Origin of the sequence: Agromyces ramosus (genome assembly GCF_004216665.1) — a bacterium.
GTDB lineage: Bacteria > Actinomycetota > Actinomycetes > Actinomycetales > Microbacteriaceae > Agromyces > Agromyces ramosus.
In genome coordinates, this window is the sequence record NZ_SGWY01000003.1 from 636,683 (window position 1) to 652,921 (window position 16,239).

A 16,239-nucleotide genomic window follows, 5' to 3' on the forward strand; every position below is an offset into this window, starting at 1 on the left:
GCCGGCCGCCGGCGCCGCGGCCAGACTGACGGCGCAGGGAGGTGCATCATGACCGTCTACCCGCCCGCCGCACCGAGCGAGGGAGGCCCGCCGCCCGCCGGCCTGCCCGCGGCATCCACGGTGCCCGAACGCTCGTTCATCGCCACGTGGATGTTCGCCTGGCTGCTCGGCTTCCTCGGAGTCGACCGTTTCTACCTGGGCAAGGTCGGCACGGGCATCCTGAAGCTGCTCACCATCGGCGGCCTCGGCATCTGGTGGCTCATCGACCTCATCCTCACCCTCGCCGGAGTGCAGCGCGACAAGGAGGGGCGCCTGCTGCCGGACTTCCAGGAGCACAAGATGATCGCCTGGATCATCACCGCGGCGGGGTTCGGGCTGTGGCTCATCACGTCGACGATCTCGAGTGCGTTCAGCAGCTTCTGGGTGCAGATGGCGCCGATGATGGACTGGTGGCAGGACCGGTTCTGACCGGGCTCAGCGGGCCGTCGAGAGCGGCGGCGTGCGCGGGGGCGCGGTGCGGCGCGAGCCCGTCGCCTCGAAGGCGGCGGCGAGCGCGAGCAGGGCGGTGTCGTCGTAGGCGCGTCCGGCGAACGTGAGGCCCACCGGCATCCGGGTGTCGCGCATCGTGCCCATGGGCACGGTCACGGTCGGGATGCCGAGGTGCCGCGGAACGAGGTTGCCGTTCGCCACCCAGACGCCGTTGCGCCAGCCGAGGTCGGCGGATGCCTCGTTCACATCCATGTCCGCGGGACCGACATCGGCGACCGCCGGGAACACGACGGCGTCGAGCCCGAGGCCGTCCATCCACTCCTCGAGGTCGATGCGACGCGTCTCCTCGAGGCCGCGCAGCCCCGCCTCGAGCTCGGGCATGTCCTCGAACGTCGCGCCCGGATGCGCGCGCGCCCACTCGGGGTACTCGGCGATGTCGTCGTCGAAGCCGGTGTAGCGGTCGGGCAGCGCACCCTCGGGGTGGGGGAAGATGCGCGTGCCGTCGACGTCGGCGAGCGCGCACAGCGCGGGATCGCCGTTCGCGTCGAGGAAGTCGTTCCACGACCAGGCCGACAGGTCGACGATCTCGCGGCGCAGGTACTCGGGCGAGACGAGCCCGCGGGTCGCGATCGTCGGCGCTCCCGGCCGGTCGCCCTCGTAGTTCGACACGACCGGGAAGTCGACCTCGACGACCTCGGCGCCCGCGGCCTCGAGGTCGCGGCGAGCGGCCTCCCAGAGCTCGATGACGGATGCCCGGGTCTCGATGCGCTGCCCGGTGGCTCCCCCGATGCCGGGGCTGCGTCCGGGCTCGGCGGTGCCCGCGTCGGGGTCGGCGTTCACGTACATGCGCGGGATGCCGAACCGCTTGCCCGCGAGCGCGGCGCGGGCGACGGCGGCATCCGGTGACCCCGAGGCATCCGCGGGTCGCAGCGCGCCGTACGACGGCGGGCGCACGGCCGACGAGGCCGGGATCGAGATCCACGGCTGCACCCGCCAGAAGTCGCCGCGCGTCTCGACGTCGTCGTCCACGATCACGTCGAGCACCTCGAGCAGGTCGGCCATGGTGCGCGCGTGCGGCACGACCACGTCCATGGTGGGCACGAGCGGCCAGTTGCCGCGCACCGAGATGACACCCCTCGAGGGGGTGTACGCGCACAGGGCGTTGTTCGACGCGGGCGCCCGGCCGCTCGACCAGGTCTCCTCGCCGAGCCCGAAGGCCGCGAACGACGCCGCGGTCGCAGTTCCCGAGCCGTTCGACGAGCCCGAGCCGAACGCCGCGGTGAGGAAGTCCGCGTTGTACGGGCTCTCGGCGCGGCCGTAGACCCCGCGCTGCATGCCGCCGTTCGCCATCGGCGGCATGTTCGTGAGGCCGATCAACACCGCCCCGCCGGCGCGCAGCCGTTCGATCGTGAAGGCGTCCCGCTGGGCCACGAGGCGCTCGAACGCCGGGCTTCCCGCGGCCGCCGTGAGCCCTCGGGCGAGGTAACTGTCCTTGGCGGTGTACGGGATGCCGTCGAGCGGGCCGAGCGTCTCCCCCCGCGCACGACGCACGTCGGAGGCCCGGGCATCGGCGAGCGCCTCGGGGTTCATCACGACGAGTGCGTTGAGCGCGGTCGGCGTCCCCGGGCGGTCGTAGGCCTCGATGCGCGCGAGGTAGGCGCGCGTGAGCTCCTCGCTCGTGGTGCGCCCCGCGTCGAGGGCGGCGCGGAGGTCGGCGATCGACGCCTCGACGACGTCGAAGGCCGCGCGACCGGCGCTACCCTCGCCGCTCCCGCCGCTCATCGCCCGACCGCCGGCTGCTGCTGCGTGATGCAGTGGATGCCGCCGCCGCGGGCGAGGATCGGCCTCGCGTCGACCGTGACGACCCGGCGGCCGGGGTAGGCGGCGGCGAGCAGCTCGCGCGCCGCGGCATCCGCCCGCTCCTCGCCGTAGCCGCAGGCGATCACGCCGCCGTTGACGACGAGGTGGTTCACGTAGTTCCAGTCGACGAAGCCCTCGTCGTCGCGCAGCGCCTCGGGCGCGGGCAGGTCGATGATCTCGAAGCGGCGGCCCGCGGCATCCGTCTGCTCCGACAGGAACGCCCGCAGCCCGCGCATCACGACGTGGTCGGGATGCTCGGGGTTCGGCTGCTCGTGCAGCAGCAGCGTGCCCGGCGACGGGATCGTGGCGACCATGTCGACGTGGCCGCGCGTACCGAGGTCCTCGTAGTCGCGGGTGAGCCCGCGCGGCAGCCAGATCACCGTCTCGGCACCGATGGTGCGGGCGAGCTCGGCCTCGACGCGGGCCTTGTCGGCGTACGGGTTGCGGCCCGGGTCGAGCTGCACGGTCTCGGTGACGAGCACGGTGCCCTCGCCGTCGACGTGGATCGCGCCGCCCTCGTTCACGAGCATCGACGACACGAGCTCGGCGCCCGCGGCCTCCGTGACGAAGCGGCCGATCTCGCGGTCCTTCTCCCAGGTCGACCACTTCGGCGCGCCCCAGCCGTTGAAGATCCAGTCGACGCCGCCGAGCACGCCCGGCCGCTCGTCGTCGAGCACGAAGGTCGCGCCCATGTCGCGCATCCAGTAGTCGTCGAGCGGCGCCGCGAGCTGCTCGATGTCGGCCGAGAGCATGCGGCGGGCGCGGTCGTGCTCGACCGGGTCGACGACCATGGTCACCGGCTCGAACTCTGCCACGGCGTGCGCCACCGCGGTCCACGCCGCGTACGCCTCCTCGGCCGACGCGGGGTCGTCGCCGAGCGTCAGTCCGGGGCGTGGGAACGCCATCCAGGTGCGCTCGTGCGGGGCGGTCTCGGCGGGCATTCGCCAGGTCATGCGTGAACCTCCAGGTCGCGGGCGGCGGATGTCGCGGCATCCGTGATCCCATCATGGACGGCGGGGACGGCGGGGACATCGGTGCCCGCGGATGCCGCGGGGCGCCGCGCCGGGTGGCGATAGGGGTTCGTGGTGAGCCAGAGCGCCGCGTAGATCGCGCCGCCGAGGATCGGACCGGCGAACGCCGACAGGTCGGCGCCGCCGAGCGCCATCGCGATCGGGCCGACGTAGAGGGTGGTGTTCGCCATGAGCACGGCGACCGTGGTGGCCACCACCATCGCGATCGTGCCGGGCCAGAACCAGCCGCCCGAGTACCAGAACGGGCTCGTGCGTCGCTCGTCGCTGAGGGCCACGCCGTCGTAGCGGTTGCGGCGCAGCAGGATGTCGACGGCGTACACCGCGACCAGCGGGCCGAGCACCGTGACGCTGAGCTCGAGCGACGCGTTCAGCGTGTCGAGGAAGCTCGGCGCCAGGAACACGAACCAGCCGGCCAGCACCGTCGCGACGACGCCCGTGATGACGACCGTGGCGGCGCGGGACACGCGGATGCCGAGCCCCTGGGCGTAGAGACCGGTGGAGTAGGCCACGAGCACGTTGTTCGTGATGCTGCCGAGGGCGACGATCGCGAGGAAGATCGGCGTGAACCAGGCCGGCACGATCTCGCCGATGGTGTGCTGCGGGTCGGTCATGTCGATCGCCGTCGCCGCGATCACCCCGAGGCTGCCGATGAGCACGGCGGGGATGAAGCCGCCGAGGGCGGTCCACCAGGCGACCGCGCGCTTCGAGGTGTGCTGGGGCAGGTAGCGGGCGTAGTCGGCGCCGGTGCCCCACGAGAGCGGGCCCGAGGCGACGATCGCGTACCCGAGCAGCACCATCGCCCAGTGGTCGGCGACGGGCATGGGCGCCGGCGTGTACGAGAAGTCGGCTGCGCCGAGCACGAAGACCGCGAGCACCACGAAGGCCACGGCGAGCGCGGCGGAGAAGACCGGCGCGAGCTTCAGGATGGTGGCGTGTCCGTACACGCTGAGCATGAAGCTGAGCGCGGCGACGACGACGAGCACGATCCACTCGGTGCCCGCGGGCAGCGGCACGCCGAGGAGGCCGAGCAGCGCGTTCGCGGCGAGGGTGGCCACGGCGATGTTGATGATCTCGTAGAACAGGCCGATCGCGACGCCGAGTCCGCCGCCGAAGACGCGGTTGCCGCGCACGCCGAACATGGCCCGCATGATCGCCACGCTCGGCGTGCCCGACGCCGGGCCGCTCACCGCGAGCCAGCCCACGGCCGCCCACCAGAGGTTGCCGATCACGGTGATCGCGAGGGCCTCCCAGAGCGACAGGCCGAGCAGCACGAGCACGCCGCCGAGCACGAAGTAGAGGTAGACGACGTTCGCCGACATCCACACCCAGAAGAGCTCGCGCGGGCGGCCGTGGCGGTCGGATGCCGGGATGACGTCGATGCCGTGGCGCTCGACGTGGCCGGCCCGGTCGGCGGCAGGGGCGGCGGGGGCGGTGGGCGACGGCTGCGCTGCCGTCTCGGGGTCGGGTGTGCGGTGGCTCATCGTTGAGGACTCTCCGGGATTCGATCTCTCGACACGATCGGGGACTCGATCTATTATTGATCACACGATCAATAAGTTGCAGCGACGCTACCTACACTGAGGTCACGATGTCAAGACCCCCGCGCAAGAAGGCGGCCCGCAAGTCGCCGGCCGAACGCTCCGCCGAGATCGCGGATGCCGCACGCGACGTCGCCCTCGAGCACGGGCTGTACGGCGTCACGCTGCGCGCCGTGGCCGCTCGCATCGACGTCGCCCCCGCCCTCGTCGCCCACTACGAGCCCGACATGCACGCGCTGGTGGCGGCGACGTTCGGCACGATCGTCTCCGCCGAGCTCGACGAGGTCGACGACCTGGTCGCCGCGCTGCCGTCGCCGCGCGCGCGGCTCGCCGCCCTGCTCGACACGCTCCTCGACGGCAGCCGCGACGACGTCACCGTGGTGTGGGTCGAGGCGTGGGCGCTCGGCCGTCGCAACGAGGCCCTCGCCGCCCGGGTCCGCGAGGAGATGGACGCCTGGCGCACCTTCGTGCAGGGCATCGTCGAGGCGGGCATCGCGGCCGGCGAGTTCGAGGCGGATGACGCGGCATCCGTCGCCTGGCAGCTGCTCGGCATGATCGACGGCCTCAACGCGCACGCCCTCGTGCGCTGGGAGGACGCCGACGACCGCGGTTCCCGCATCGGCCACGCCGTCGAGGGCATGCTCGGGCTCGGCCGAGGCGCGCTCGCCGCACGGTAGCGAGCGCGCGACGGACCGCATGTCGGCGGCCGACGCTACGGTGAAGACCGAGACGACGGGAGGAGGCCGGCATGTACCTGGTCGACGGCACCGTCGTCACGAGCGCGAGCGACCTGAAGAAGGCGTCGGAGTGCGAGTTCGCCTTCCTGCGCGAGCTCGACGTCAAGCTCGGTCGCGACACGCTCTTCGAACCGGTCGCCGACGCGATGCTCGAGCGCTCCGGACGCATGGGCGACGAGCACGAGCATCGCGTGCTCGAGGCCTATCGCGCCGAGCTCGGGTCGGCCGTCGTCGAGATCGAGCGGCCCGACGTGCGCGACGCCGCCGCCGTCCAGGCCGCGGTCGAGGCCACGCTCGCGGCGTTCGCCGCGGGGGCACCCGTCGTGTTCCAGGCCACGTTCGCCGACGAGGGCTTCATCGGCTTCGCCGACTTCATCGTGCGGCAGCCCGACGGCCGCTACCTCGTGCAGGACTCGAAGCTCGCCCGGCGGGCGCGCGTCACGGCGCTCCTCCAGCTCGCGGCGTACGCCGAGCAGCTCCAGCGCGTCGGCGTGCCGTGCGCCGACACGGTCGAGCTGCTGCTCGGCGACGGGTCGACCAGCGTGCACCGCCTCGACGACATCGCTCCCGTCTACCGGCTGCGCCGGGCCCGGCTCGAGCAGCTCGTGGCCGAGCGCCTCGCCGACGACGGCCCGGTCGCCTGGGGCGACCCGCGATACGAGCTCGACGGGCGATGCCCCACGTGCGACCTCGAGGTGCAGGCGCACCGCGACGTGCTGCTGGTGGCCGGCCTGCGCACCACGCAGCGTGCGCTCCTCTTCGAGGCGGGCATCGACACCATCGACGCGCTCGCAGCCTCCGAGGGACCGGTGCCCGGGATCCTCGACGCCACGATCGAGAACCTCCGCATCCAGGCGCGGCTGCAGCTCCAGGCCGAGGCGGCCGAGGCCGCGGCGACCGCGCTGATCGAGTCCGGCTCCGGGCTCCGCTCGCCCGACGACCCGCCGCTTCCCCCGCCCGTGGTGGTGCGCGACGCGACGTCGCTGGCCGCGATCCCGGAGCCCGATGCCGGCGACCTGTTCTTCGACTTCGAGGGCGACCCGCTCTACACCGAGGGCGCCGCCACCGACTGGGGAATCGACTACCTGTTCGGCATGGTCGACACGGCCGAGCGGTTCACGCCGCTCTGGGCGCACAGCTTCGCCGAGGAGCGCGTCGCGCTCGAGCAGTTCCTCGCACTCGTGGCCGCACGTCGCGCGGCCCACCCGAACATGCACATCTACCACTACGCGAGCTACGAGCGCACGCACCTGCTCACGATCGCCTCGAGGCACGGCGTGGGCGAGGCAGCGGTCGACCAGCTGCTCGCCGACGGGGTGCTCGTCGACCTCTACCCGATCGTGAAGCGCGCGGTGCGGGTGGGCAGCCGGTCGTACTCGATCAAGAAGCTCGAGCCGCTCTACATGGGCACCGAGCTGCGCGAGGCCGAGGTGAAGTCGGGTGGCGACTCGATCCTCGAGTACGTGCGCGCCCGCGAGCTCCTCGCCACCGGAGGACTCGACCCGGCCACCGGGCTCGTCGGGGCCGCGGCGGCGCAGCACGTGCTCGACGACCTCGCCGACTACAACCGCTACGACTGCGTGTCGACGCTGCGCCTGCGCGACTGGCTGCTCGGGCTCGCTCGCGAGGCCGGCGTCGAGCCGGTGCCCGAGTCGCTGCTCGTCGAGGCCGCGAAGGCGGCCGGCAAGGTCTACGAGGCCTCTCCGCTCGCGGTCGAGCTGCAGCGGCTCGCCGGGCCGCCCGACGACCCCGAGCGCGACCCCGACCACACCGCGCTCGCGCTCGCGGCCGCCGCGATCGACTACCACGACCGCGAGGCGAAGAGCTTCTGGTGGGGGCACTTCTTCCGCGTCGAGCAGCCCCTCGAGGCGTGGGAGGACCACCGCGACGTGCTCGTGGTCGACCCCGCCCTCTCCACCGTTGCCCAGCGCTGGTACCGCGAAGACCAGCACCGCGTCGATCGGCGCGAGCTGCTGCTGCGCGGGCGGATCGCGCCCGGGTCGCGGTTCGGCGTCGGCGGCGAGCTGTTCGTGCTCTACGACTCCCCCGCACCGTTCCCACGGCAGGGGCTGCGGCCCGGTTCGCGCACCCAGAACTCGGTGCGCGTGCTCGAGGTGCTCGACGACGGCCTCATCGTCGAGGAGCGGTCGGTCGCCGGGTTCACCTGGTCCGAGCTGCCCATGGCCGTCGTGCCCGGCACGCCGCCGCCCGCGGGCCGCCAGCGCGAGGCGATCCTCGAGTGGGCGCAGGAGCTGTCGAGCCTCTACCCGTTCGCGTGGCCGAGGAATCCCTCGATCGACGTGCTGCGCCGCATCCCGCCGCGCACGCGCGACGGAGTCGGGGGGCTCGCGCCGCTCACCGACCACGACTACGTGCGGGGGGTCGTCGCCTCGCTGCGCGGGCTCGACGACTCCTACCTCGCCGTGCAGGGGCCTCCCGGCACGGGCAAGACCTACGTGGCGTCGCACGTGATCACCGAGCTCGTGTCGCACCACGGCTGGCGCATCGGCGTGGTCGCGCAGTCCCACGCCGTCGTCGAGAACGTGCTCGACGCCGTCGTGCGCGCCGGACTCGATCCCGATCTCGTCGCCAAGGCCCCGAAGGACGCCCGCGAGCCGGGCGACCACGGCTACACGATCATCACGAAGGACGGCGTCGCCGAGTACACCGCCGCGCACGCGGCATCCGGCTTCGTGGTCGGCGGCACGGCGTGGGACTTCGCCAACGCCGACCGACTGCCGCGCCGCTCGCTCGACCTGCTCGTGATCGACGAGGCCGGCCAGTTCTCGCTGGCCGCCACGATCGCCTCGAGCGTCGCCGCACGCAACCTCCTGCTCCTGGGCGATCCACAGCAGCTGCCGCAGGTGAGCCAGGGCAACCACCCCGAGCCGGTCGACGAGTCGGCGCTCGGGTGGGTCGCCGACGGGCACGACGTGCTGCCCGCCGAGTACGGCTACTTCCTCGCCGAGAGCCGGCGGATGCATCCGGCAGTGGCCGCGCCGGTGTCGCTCCTCTCCTACGACGGCGAGCTGCACTCGCACCCGATCGCCACGCGCCGATCCCTCGACGGGGTCGCGCCCGGCCTCACTCCCGTGCCGATCGAGCACGCGGGCAACACGACCTCCTCGCCCGAGGAGGCCGCAGCGGTCGTCGGCCTCGTCGGGGAGCTGCTCGGCCGTGCCTGGGTCGACGCGACGGATGCCGCGGCACCCGCACGCCCGCTGCAGCAGCGCGACCTCATCGTGGTCACGCCCTACAACGCGCAGCTGACGCAGGTGCGCGCTGCGCTCGACGCGGCCGGGTTCACCGGCGTGCCCGTCGGCACCGTCGACAAGTTCCAGGGCCAAGAGGCGGCCGTCGCGATCGTGTCGCTCGCGGCATCGTCAGCGGCCGCAGCCCCGCGGGGCGTCGAGTTCCTCCTGCTGAAGAACCGGCTGAACGTGGCGATCTCGCGGGCGAAGTGGGCGGCCTACCTGATCTACTCGCCCGGCCTGCTCGACACGCTGCCCCGCACGCCCGAGGGCGTCGCCCAGCTCAGCGCGTTCATCCGCCTCGTCGAGGCCAGCGTCGACTCCCGCCCCGAACCGGCGATGTCGATCGCGGCGACGTAGCCCCGGAGCATCCCGGCGCCCGCGACTCAGCCTGCGGTGAGCGCCTCGATCGCCTTCGCGATGCGCCGCTGCCGCGTCTCGGCGGCCTTCGCCCCCTCGATGGCGGTCACGTGCGCCTTCCTGTGGCTCGGCGCGAGTCGGTTCCAGGCCTCACGCGCGCCCGGGGCCGCATCGAGCGCCGCCGCGAGGTCGCCGGGCACGTCCACGGTGCGGGGCGCCGTGTCGAGCTCGAGGTCGACCACGATCGGGTCACCGCCCTGGATGCCGGTCGCAGCGCGCTTGTCGGAGCTGAACGGAATCAGGAACCTGCCGCCCATCGGTGCGATCGTGCTGCGGTACTCGAACCCGTTCACGGTCACGACCACGGGTGGACGCTTCCCGGCGTCGAACGACTCGACCACCTCCGGCGGCACCTCGATCCCCGTGTTGTTGCCCGACAGGAACATCGTCGTCTCGAACCGCATGGAGGCGAGTCTGCCATCGCCACCGGAAGCTGGGAATACCACCCAGCCTCGCTGCGTATGGTTCCAGCGTGACCTCCCCTGCGATCTCAGACCTGAACCCTGCCCGAATCACGATGTACGGCGCCGAGTGGTGCGGCGACTGCCGCCGCTCCAAGGCGCTCCTCGACCGCCGCGGCGTCGACTACGACTACGTCGACCTCGAGCTCGTCTTCGACGGCGCCGAGCGCGCCAAGGCGATCAGCGGCCGCACGCAGATCCCGGTCGTCGTCTTCCCCGACGGTACCCACTTCACCGAGCCGACCGATGCCGAGCTCGCCGGGAAGCTCGACGAGGCCATCGCGGCGTAGCCCCGGCACGTCGCGACCCGGCGGGGTCGCTCGGCGACGCGACGGGCGCTAACGCAGCGCGGGGATGACCTCCGAGGCCCACAGCTCGAGCCCCGATCGGTCGTACGCCGCCTCGGGGAAGTACGAGATGACGTAGTCCAGGCCGAGCTCCCGCCGTTCGGCGAGCTTCGCGACGACCTGCTCGGGCGTTCCCACCGCGGCGTTGGGGCTGTGGAAGTCGGCGATGTAGTGCGCGGTCTTCTCCGGACCGAGGTATGGCGCGACGCGCGCCTCGATCGCGTCGAGCCGGCGGGCGACGTCCGCGGCATCCGTGCCGATCACGGTGTTGAAGTTCGACGAGAGCGTGATCGCGTCGAAGTCAGTGCCGAGCGCCCGGCAGTGCCGTTCGAGCACGTCGCGCTTGTGCGCGAACTCCTCGAGGCTGCCCGTGAAGTTCGTGTACCGCGCGTACTTCGCGGCGATCCGCAGCGTCACCTTCTCGCCGCCGCCCGCGACCCACATCGGGATCCCGCCGTCCTGCAGCGGCAACGGCCGCACGATCGCGCCGTCGACGCGGTAGTGCTCTCCCTCGAGGGTCGCGGTGCCCGTCGTCCACGCCTGGTGCATGATCTCCACGCCCTCGCGGAGCCGCGCGAGCCGCTCGGCCACGGGCGGGAAACCGTACCCGTAGGCACGCCATTCCTGCTCGTACCAGCCGCCGCCGATGCCCATCTCGACGCGTCCGCCCGAGATCACGTCGACCGTCGCGGCGACCTTCGCGAGGTAGGCCGGGTTGCGGTAGCTCATGCACGTGCACATCTGGCCGAGGCGCACGCGCGAGGTGGTCGCCGCGTACGCCGACATCAGCGACCAGGCCTCGTGCGTCGCCTCGGTCGCACTCGCCACGGGCACGGTGTGGAAGTGGTCGTAGACCCAGATCGTGTCCCACGGGCCGGCGTCGGCCCACTGCGCGATGCCGCGCATCGTCTGCCAGTGCTCCGCCGGATCGATGCCGACGAGATCGTGACGCCAGCCTTGGGGGACGAACATTCCGAATCGCATGAGTGCCAGCCTAGGCCGCGGATCGACGGGCAGATTGCGCTTTCCGCGGGACCCTTGCGCTCAGCACCGACGGATGCCGCCTCCGCCCGTCGAGCGCGACGATCTCAGCGCTGGCACTGACGACGCACCGCGCCCGGCCGCCTAGCGTCTGACCCATGACTGTGCCGAACCACTGCGATTTCTCCGCGACCCAATTCCGGGCCATCGCCATCGAGACCTCCGGCGGCCGGCTCATCCGCGTGTCCGGCTCGGGCCTCTGCCCGACCAGCGGGTGGCAGCTCCGGCTCGTGGCCGCGAACCCCGGCGTCGTGGCGCACCCCGACAGCCTCTGGCTCGAACTCCGCGAGGACGCCCCGACGCGGGCGCCCCGCGTCGTCACCGAGACGGAGGTCGAGGTGCTGGTCGAGGACTCCCGCGCCCACGAGGTGCAGATCCGCTTCGGATGGCGCGAGGGATTCACGATCCCCGTCGTGCCGGCGGCGATGCGCCGAGCCGGCACGGGGGCGCGCCGGCCGTCGGATGCCGCACACGGCCGCCTCGCGGCATCCGCCGTCTGACCGTCAGGCCAGCGCGTACCTGAGTTCCGCCATGGCGGGTCCCGACCACACGGTCCCGTCGAGGTCGCCGCTGCGCACGGTGACGACCTTTCCGCCCTTCGCCATCACGAGCAGCGCGAGCTGCGGCAGCACGTCGCCGGCGAGCGTGCCGTCGTTGAGGGCCTCGCCCTCGCCGTTGCCGGTCGCGAACTCGATCGCGCCCGACTCGTGGTCGAGCGTGCCGTTGACCGACGTGGTGAAGTCGAACCACAGCGTCTCGACGGCGCCGTCGGCGGCGAGCCGCCCGATCGCCGCGAGGTCGCGTTCCACCCGGCCGGCGCTTCCCTCGGCGAGGCCGTGCAGCGCCGTCTCCGCCTCGTCGATGTTGAGCGAGGAGAGCTGGCCGCGCAGCACCTCGTCGATCTCGGACGGGCCGAGCCGATCCGGGGCGCCCTGCACCGCGACGATGCGCCGGTGGTCGTGGGCGCGCTCCATGAACTGGCTGAGCGTGGGCTCGGCCGCGAACACGAACAGCGGCACCCGCTCGTCGGGGTCGCGCACCTGCAGCTCCTGGCGCACGGCGTCGGCCACGCGCTTGGCGTAGATGTCGAGGGTCGCGGGGCGGCGATCCTCCTCGCTCGCGCCGCGGTCGCCGTGCCCGCCGACGCGACGCGTGCCGGCCTCGCCGGCCTCGCGGTTGGCCGCCTCGACCGCATTCTTCGGCAGGGTGGGATCGATCGGCAGCTGCGAGGCCCGGTCGGTCGGGGTGGCGTGCCAGAGGGTCCACTCGTTCGCCGAGATGGCGACGGCGTACGCCTCCTGGTCCTGGCTCGGTGCGCGCAGGAGCTGGCCGAGGGTGAAGTGGGATCCGACGTGCATGGCGTCGTCGAGCCGGTTCGGCAGCACGAACACCTCGCTGAAGCCCGGGGCGACGAAGATCGCGAGGGAGCGGGCGAGTCCCGCCCAGAGGGCCTGGTCGCCGATGATCGCGTCGCGCTCGATGCGCAGCTCCGTGAGTTCGCGGTTCGAGGCGCCGGATGCCTTGACCTGCTCGATCGCCTCGTCGAAGGCGCTCTTCACCGCGACCTCCGCGCGTTCGCGCTCGGTGACCACGGGCGACGTCGAGGCGTAGATGGTGATCGCGGGGTGGTGCGGACCTGCCAGTGCACTGAAATCGGCGCTGGTGGGCAGCTCGTAATGGACCGTCATTCGTTCCTCCCCGAGATCTCGCGACAGCGGTGTCGCTCGCTCCCAGCCTATGAAGGCCGGGGCGCGAGCGACACCCCCCGTCACCGACCCACGGGGTGATTGGAGCGGATGACTCCGGTGGGGTCGACCGCCTGCTTCACCGCGCGGAGGCGGTGCACGCGCTCGCCGAAGAGCCGCTCGGCGGGCCGCTCGTGCTCGGCGAAGTTGAGGTAGTCGACCGGCGCCCGCCACGGCTCGACCCGGGAGAGCAGCCGACCGAGCGACGCAGCGAGCGCCTCGCCGGCGCCGGGCACCGCGATGCCCACGCCGAACACGAGGTACTCCGCTTCGAGGCCCGCGACGGCACCCGGCGCCGGCGTGCCGCGCTCGGCGGCCGTCGCCAGCGCGACCTCGGGTGCGAGGCCGCCGCCCACGTGGCGGATCTCGGCCGAGAGCAGTGCGCTGCCGGACTCGGGGCCGACGGCCGCGATGAAGGCGCGCACCGCGGCGGGCGGCAGCTCGGCGAGCAGCATGCCGTCGCCGTACCCCGGCGTGGGTGCGGGCGGGTCCATGTGGAGCTGCAGCAGTTCGGCGACCGGCTGCGGGTGCACCGAGTCCATCGCGGGTGCGAGCGCGCGCAGCGGGGCGAGCAGCTCGTCGGCCCGCTCGGGCGACTCCTGGATCGCCGCCTCGACGACGACGAACGACTGGCCCGACAGGAAGGGCGGCAGCTCGGGCATCGGCGGGAGGCGGAGCACGCGACCGACGGAGGTGACGGTGTCGGGTACGCCGGCGGTCCACGCGGCCCACGCCTGCAGCACCTCCTCGGCGCGCTCGAGCGGGAAGAAGAGCGTGCCCCCCACGATCTCGGCGATCGCGTAGAGGCGGAACTCGAGTGCGGTCACGACGCCGAAGTCGCCGCCGCCGCCGCGCACGGCCCAGAACAGCTCGGGGTCGTGGTCGGCGTCGACGCGCCGGCGCACGCCGTCGGCCGTGACGAGCTCGACGGCGAGCACGGAGTTGGCGGCGAGGCCGTGCGTGCGTCCGAGCCAGCTGATGCCGCCGCCGAGCGTGTAGCCGACGACGCCGACGTCGTGCGACGATCCGGCGAGCGCGGCGAGGCCGTGCGGCGCCGCCGCGGCGACGACGTCACCCCAGAGGGCGCCGGCCTCGACGCGCGCGACCCGCAGGTCGGGGTCGACCTGCACGCCGCGGAGCTCGGACGTGCGCAGCAGCAGCGAGTCGGCGAGGCCGTTCGCCGCGGCGAGGGGTCCGGCGTTGTGGCCGGTGGCCTGCGGCGCCACCGACAGGCCGAGGCCCTTCGCGGTGCGCACCGCGTGCACGATGTCGTTCTCGCTGCCGGCGACGACGACCGCGACGGGGCGCTGGTCGACCGCGAGGTTCCACGCGGCACGCGCCTCGTCCCAACCGGGGTCGCCCGGGATGACCACGCGGCCGGCGAGCCGTTCATCGAGCAGGGCGAGGGCTTCGCGCAGCGAGAGGGTCACGACCTCGTCGTGCCCGGGGAGCGCCTCGGAGATGTCGGTGACGGGAGCGAGCGCTGAGCGGCCGGCGAGAAGGTCGGCGGGAAGGTCGGCGCGGGCGTCGTCATTCGCGGCGGCGCCGGCGGGCACAGGGGTGTTCACGGACGGTTCCTTTCGGGGTGTGTCGCGGTCGCGGGCCCGGGCCCTCGCTTCGGAGGCGGACGGCCGCGGGGGATCCCGGCGGCTCGCACGAACGCACGGTCCATCTCACGACGAACGGCGGCGCGCCGCGTCAGGGGGAGCCCTCCGCCTGCCTCAGGGTTATCCCGCCCCAGCGGAATAGCGCGGAGTCCCCGTCCGTTGCCCGAAGCGATGACTGACACGCTCCGCCTCTCCGTGCTCGACCTCGTTCCCGTGCGGAGCGGCCAGACCAGTGCCGGTGCCGTCGCGGCATCCGTGCGCCTGGCACAGCTCGCCGACCGGCTCGGCTTCACGCGGTACTGGTTCGCCGAGCACCACAACATGCCCGCGGTGGCGTCGACCACCCCGCCGGTGCTCATCGCGGCCACCGCGGCGCGCACCGAGCGCATCCGGGTCGGCTCCGGCGGCGTCATGCTCCCCAATCACGCGCCCCTCGTCGTCGCCGAGCAGTTCGCCGCGCTCGAGGCCCTCGCACCCGGTCGCATCGACCTCGGCATCGGCCGCGCGCCGGGCAGCGATCCGGTGATCACGCAGCTGCTGCGCATCTCGGGCCCCACCGCCGACGTCGACCGGTTCCCCGACCACGTCGCCGACATCCTCTCGCTGCTGTCGCCCGACGGCGCGTCGCTGCGCCTCACCAGCGGGCGCGAGTACGCGATCACCGCGACGCCCGCGGCGACCGAGGTGCCGACCATCTGGCTGCTCGGCTCGAGCGACTACTCGGCGAAGCTCGCCGCCGAGCTCGGCCTGCCGTACGTGTTCGCCAACCACTTCTCGGGCGAGGGCCTCGAGCGCGCGCTCGAGCTCTACCGCACCGAGTACCGCTCGAGCGAGGCGCACCCGACGCCCGAGACCTTCCTCACCGTGAACGCGTCGGTCGCCCCGACCCTCGAGGAGGCGCGGGCGCGGGCGCTGCCGCAGCTGCGGTCGATGGCGCGGCTCCGCACGAACCGGCCGATGCGGCCCCTCGAGACGGTGGAGGAGGCGTCGACCGCCCCCGCCGACTCGATCGGCGACGAGGTCATCGCCGCGATGGAACGGCGATGGATCATCGCGGATGCCGCGGGCGCGGCCGACCAGCTGCGCCGCCTGGCCGAGCGGCACGGGATCGACGAGGTGATGGTGGCGCCGATCGCGGGTTCCTCCGAGGCCGAGCCGACGGATGCCGCGCCGGGCCGTGAGCAGACCCTCGCGCTGCTGGCGGGCGAACTGCTCGGCTGAGGCGGCGGAGCATGGAAATGCCCCGGGCAGCTCGCCCGGGGCATCCGTCGCTGCGTGCCGCTCGCCGCGGTCAGGCGGCGAGGCCGAGCCGGCGCAGGTCGTCGCCCGACGCGCGGTACTCGTCGCCCTCGGCGACCGTCATCTCGCGCGGGACTCGGGCGCCGTTCTGGACGCGCGCGTCGTTCCCGACGGACGCGTACGGGCCGATGACGGCGTTGCGGCCGACCACCGCGCGGCGGCCGACGTGCACGTTCACGCCCACGACCGCCCGCTCGGCGACGATGGCGTCGCGGTCGATCCACGCGCCGTGGCTGATCTGGGCCCCGCGCTGCACCTCGGCACCGGGGTCGACGTAGGCGGTCGGGTCGACGAACGCGGTCGGGTCGACTTTCGCGGTCGTGGCCACCAGGCCTCGGCCGTTCACGTGCTTGCGGTAGCGACGCAGGACTCCGGCTTCGTCTTCGAACTCGACGTAACTGATGCCCACGTTC

General features: G+C 73.0%; 14 protein-coding genes. 6 read left to right on the forward strand and 8 right to left on the reverse strand.

The annotated features are described in order from the left end of the window. Window positions 1-48 precede the first annotated feature (48 nt). A complete protein-coding gene (locus tag EV187_RS14900; protein WP_130353826.1) occupies window positions 49-468 on the forward strand; it encodes a TM2 domain-containing protein in 420 nt (139 codons plus the stop codon). 6 nt (window positions 469-474) lie between these two features. On the opposite strand, the gene EV187_RS14905 is transcribed toward EV187_RS14900, so the two are convergent. Genes EV187_RS14905 through EV187_RS14915 form a run of 3 tightly spaced genes read right to left on the reverse strand, consistent with a single transcriptional unit; the run spans window position 475 to window position 4,861 of the window. Beyond that, complete coding sequence (locus EV187_RS14905) at window positions 475-2,271, reverse strand: amidase (RefSeq protein WP_130353827.1); 1,797 nt, start codon at window positions 2,269-2,271, stop codon at window positions 475-477. Continuing rightward, on the reverse strand, window positions 2,268-3,302 hold the full coding sequence (locus tag EV187_RS14910; RefSeq protein WP_130353828.1) for an agmatine deiminase family protein: 1,035 nt from the start codon (window positions 3,300-3,302) through the stop codon (window positions 2,268-2,270). Before EV187_RS14910 ends, EV187_RS14905 begins: the two co-directional genes overlap by 4 nt. Continuing rightward, entirely contained in the window at window positions 3,299-4,861 is a 1,563-nt protein-coding gene (locus tag EV187_RS14915) for a purine-cytosine permease family protein (RefSeq protein WP_130353829.1), read from the reverse strand. Before EV187_RS14915 ends, EV187_RS14910 begins: the two co-directional genes overlap by 4 nt. Window positions 4,862-4,968: 107 nt before the next feature. Between EV187_RS14915 and EV187_RS14920 the strand changes: the two genes are divergently transcribed. Together EV187_RS14920 and EV187_RS14925 are read left to right on the forward strand one after the other, a co-directional pair. Beyond that, entirely contained in the window at window positions 4,969-5,595 is a 627-nt protein-coding gene (locus EV187_RS14920) for a TetR/AcrR family transcriptional regulator (protein WP_130353830.1), read from the forward strand. A gap of 71 nt (window positions 5,596-5,666) precedes the next feature. Continuing rightward, window positions 5,667-9,266 carry a TM0106 family RecB-like putative nuclease gene (locus EV187_RS14925; RefSeq protein WP_130353831.1) on the forward strand — a complete coding sequence of 1,200 codons (3,600 nt, stop codon included), beginning with the start codon at window positions 5,667-5,669 and terminating at the stop codon, window positions 9,264-9,266. Window positions 9,267-9,292: 26 nt separating this feature from the next. On the opposite strand, the gene EV187_RS14930 is transcribed toward EV187_RS14925, so the two are convergent. Further along, window positions 9,293-9,730, reverse strand: a complete 438-nt coding sequence (locus tag EV187_RS14930) for a YdeI/OmpD-associated family protein (RefSeq protein WP_130353832.1) — start codon at window positions 9,728-9,730, stop codon at window positions 9,293-9,295. A gap of 68 nt (window positions 9,731-9,798) precedes the next feature. Between EV187_RS14930 and EV187_RS14935 the strand changes: the two genes are divergently transcribed. After that, window positions 9,799-10,077, forward strand: coding sequence for a glutaredoxin family protein (locus EV187_RS14935; RefSeq protein ID WP_423190893.1), 279 nt, complete (start codon window positions 9,799-9,801; stop codon window positions 10,075-10,077). A 48-nt stretch (window positions 10,078-10,125) separates the two neighbouring features. On the opposite strand, the gene EV187_RS14940 is transcribed toward EV187_RS14935, so the two are convergent. Beyond that, on the reverse strand, window positions 10,126-11,118 hold the full coding sequence (locus EV187_RS14940) for an LLM class F420-dependent oxidoreductase (RefSeq protein WP_130353833.1): 993 nt from the start codon (window positions 11,116-11,118) through the stop codon (window positions 10,126-10,128). A 155-nt stretch (window positions 11,119-11,273) separates the two neighbouring features. Here EV187_RS14940 and EV187_RS14945 point away from each other — a divergent pair, with 155 nt between their 5' ends. Continuing rightward, window positions 11,274-11,675, forward strand: coding sequence for a hypothetical protein (locus EV187_RS14945; protein WP_130353834.1), 402 nt, complete (start codon window positions 11,274-11,276; stop codon window positions 11,673-11,675). A gap of 3 nt (window positions 11,676-11,678) precedes the next feature. Here EV187_RS14945 and EV187_RS14950 read toward each other — a convergent pair whose 3' ends face one another. Both EV187_RS14950 and EV187_RS14955 read right to left on the reverse strand, forming a co-directional pair. Further along, the gene (locus EV187_RS14950) at window positions 11,679-12,863 is read right to left on the reverse strand and encodes a hypothetical protein (protein WP_130353835.1); all 1,185 of its coding nucleotides are present in this window, start codon (window positions 12,861-12,863) and stop codon (window positions 11,679-11,681) included. A gap of 80 nt (window positions 12,864-12,943) precedes the next feature. Beyond that, a complete protein-coding gene (locus EV187_RS14955) occupies window positions 12,944-14,488 on the reverse strand; it encodes an FAD-binding oxidoreductase (RefSeq protein ID WP_242609622.1) in 1,545 nt (514 codons plus the stop codon). 210 nt (window positions 14,489-14,698) lie between these two features. Here EV187_RS14955 and EV187_RS14960 point away from each other — a divergent pair, with 210 nt between their 5' ends. Next, complete coding sequence (locus EV187_RS14960) at window positions 14,699-15,748, forward strand: LLM class flavin-dependent oxidoreductase (protein ID WP_130353836.1); 1,050 nt, start codon at window positions 14,699-14,701, stop codon at window positions 15,746-15,748. A gap of 70 nt (window positions 15,749-15,818) precedes the next feature. Here the strand turns inward: EV187_RS14960 and EV187_RS14965 are convergent, their stop codons facing one another. After that, window positions 15,819-16,235 carry a transferase gene (locus EV187_RS14965; protein WP_165391217.1) on the reverse strand — a complete coding sequence of 139 codons (417 nt, stop codon included), beginning with the start codon at window positions 16,233-16,235 and terminating at the stop codon, window positions 15,819-15,821. Window positions 16,236-16,239 lie beyond the last annotated feature (4 nt).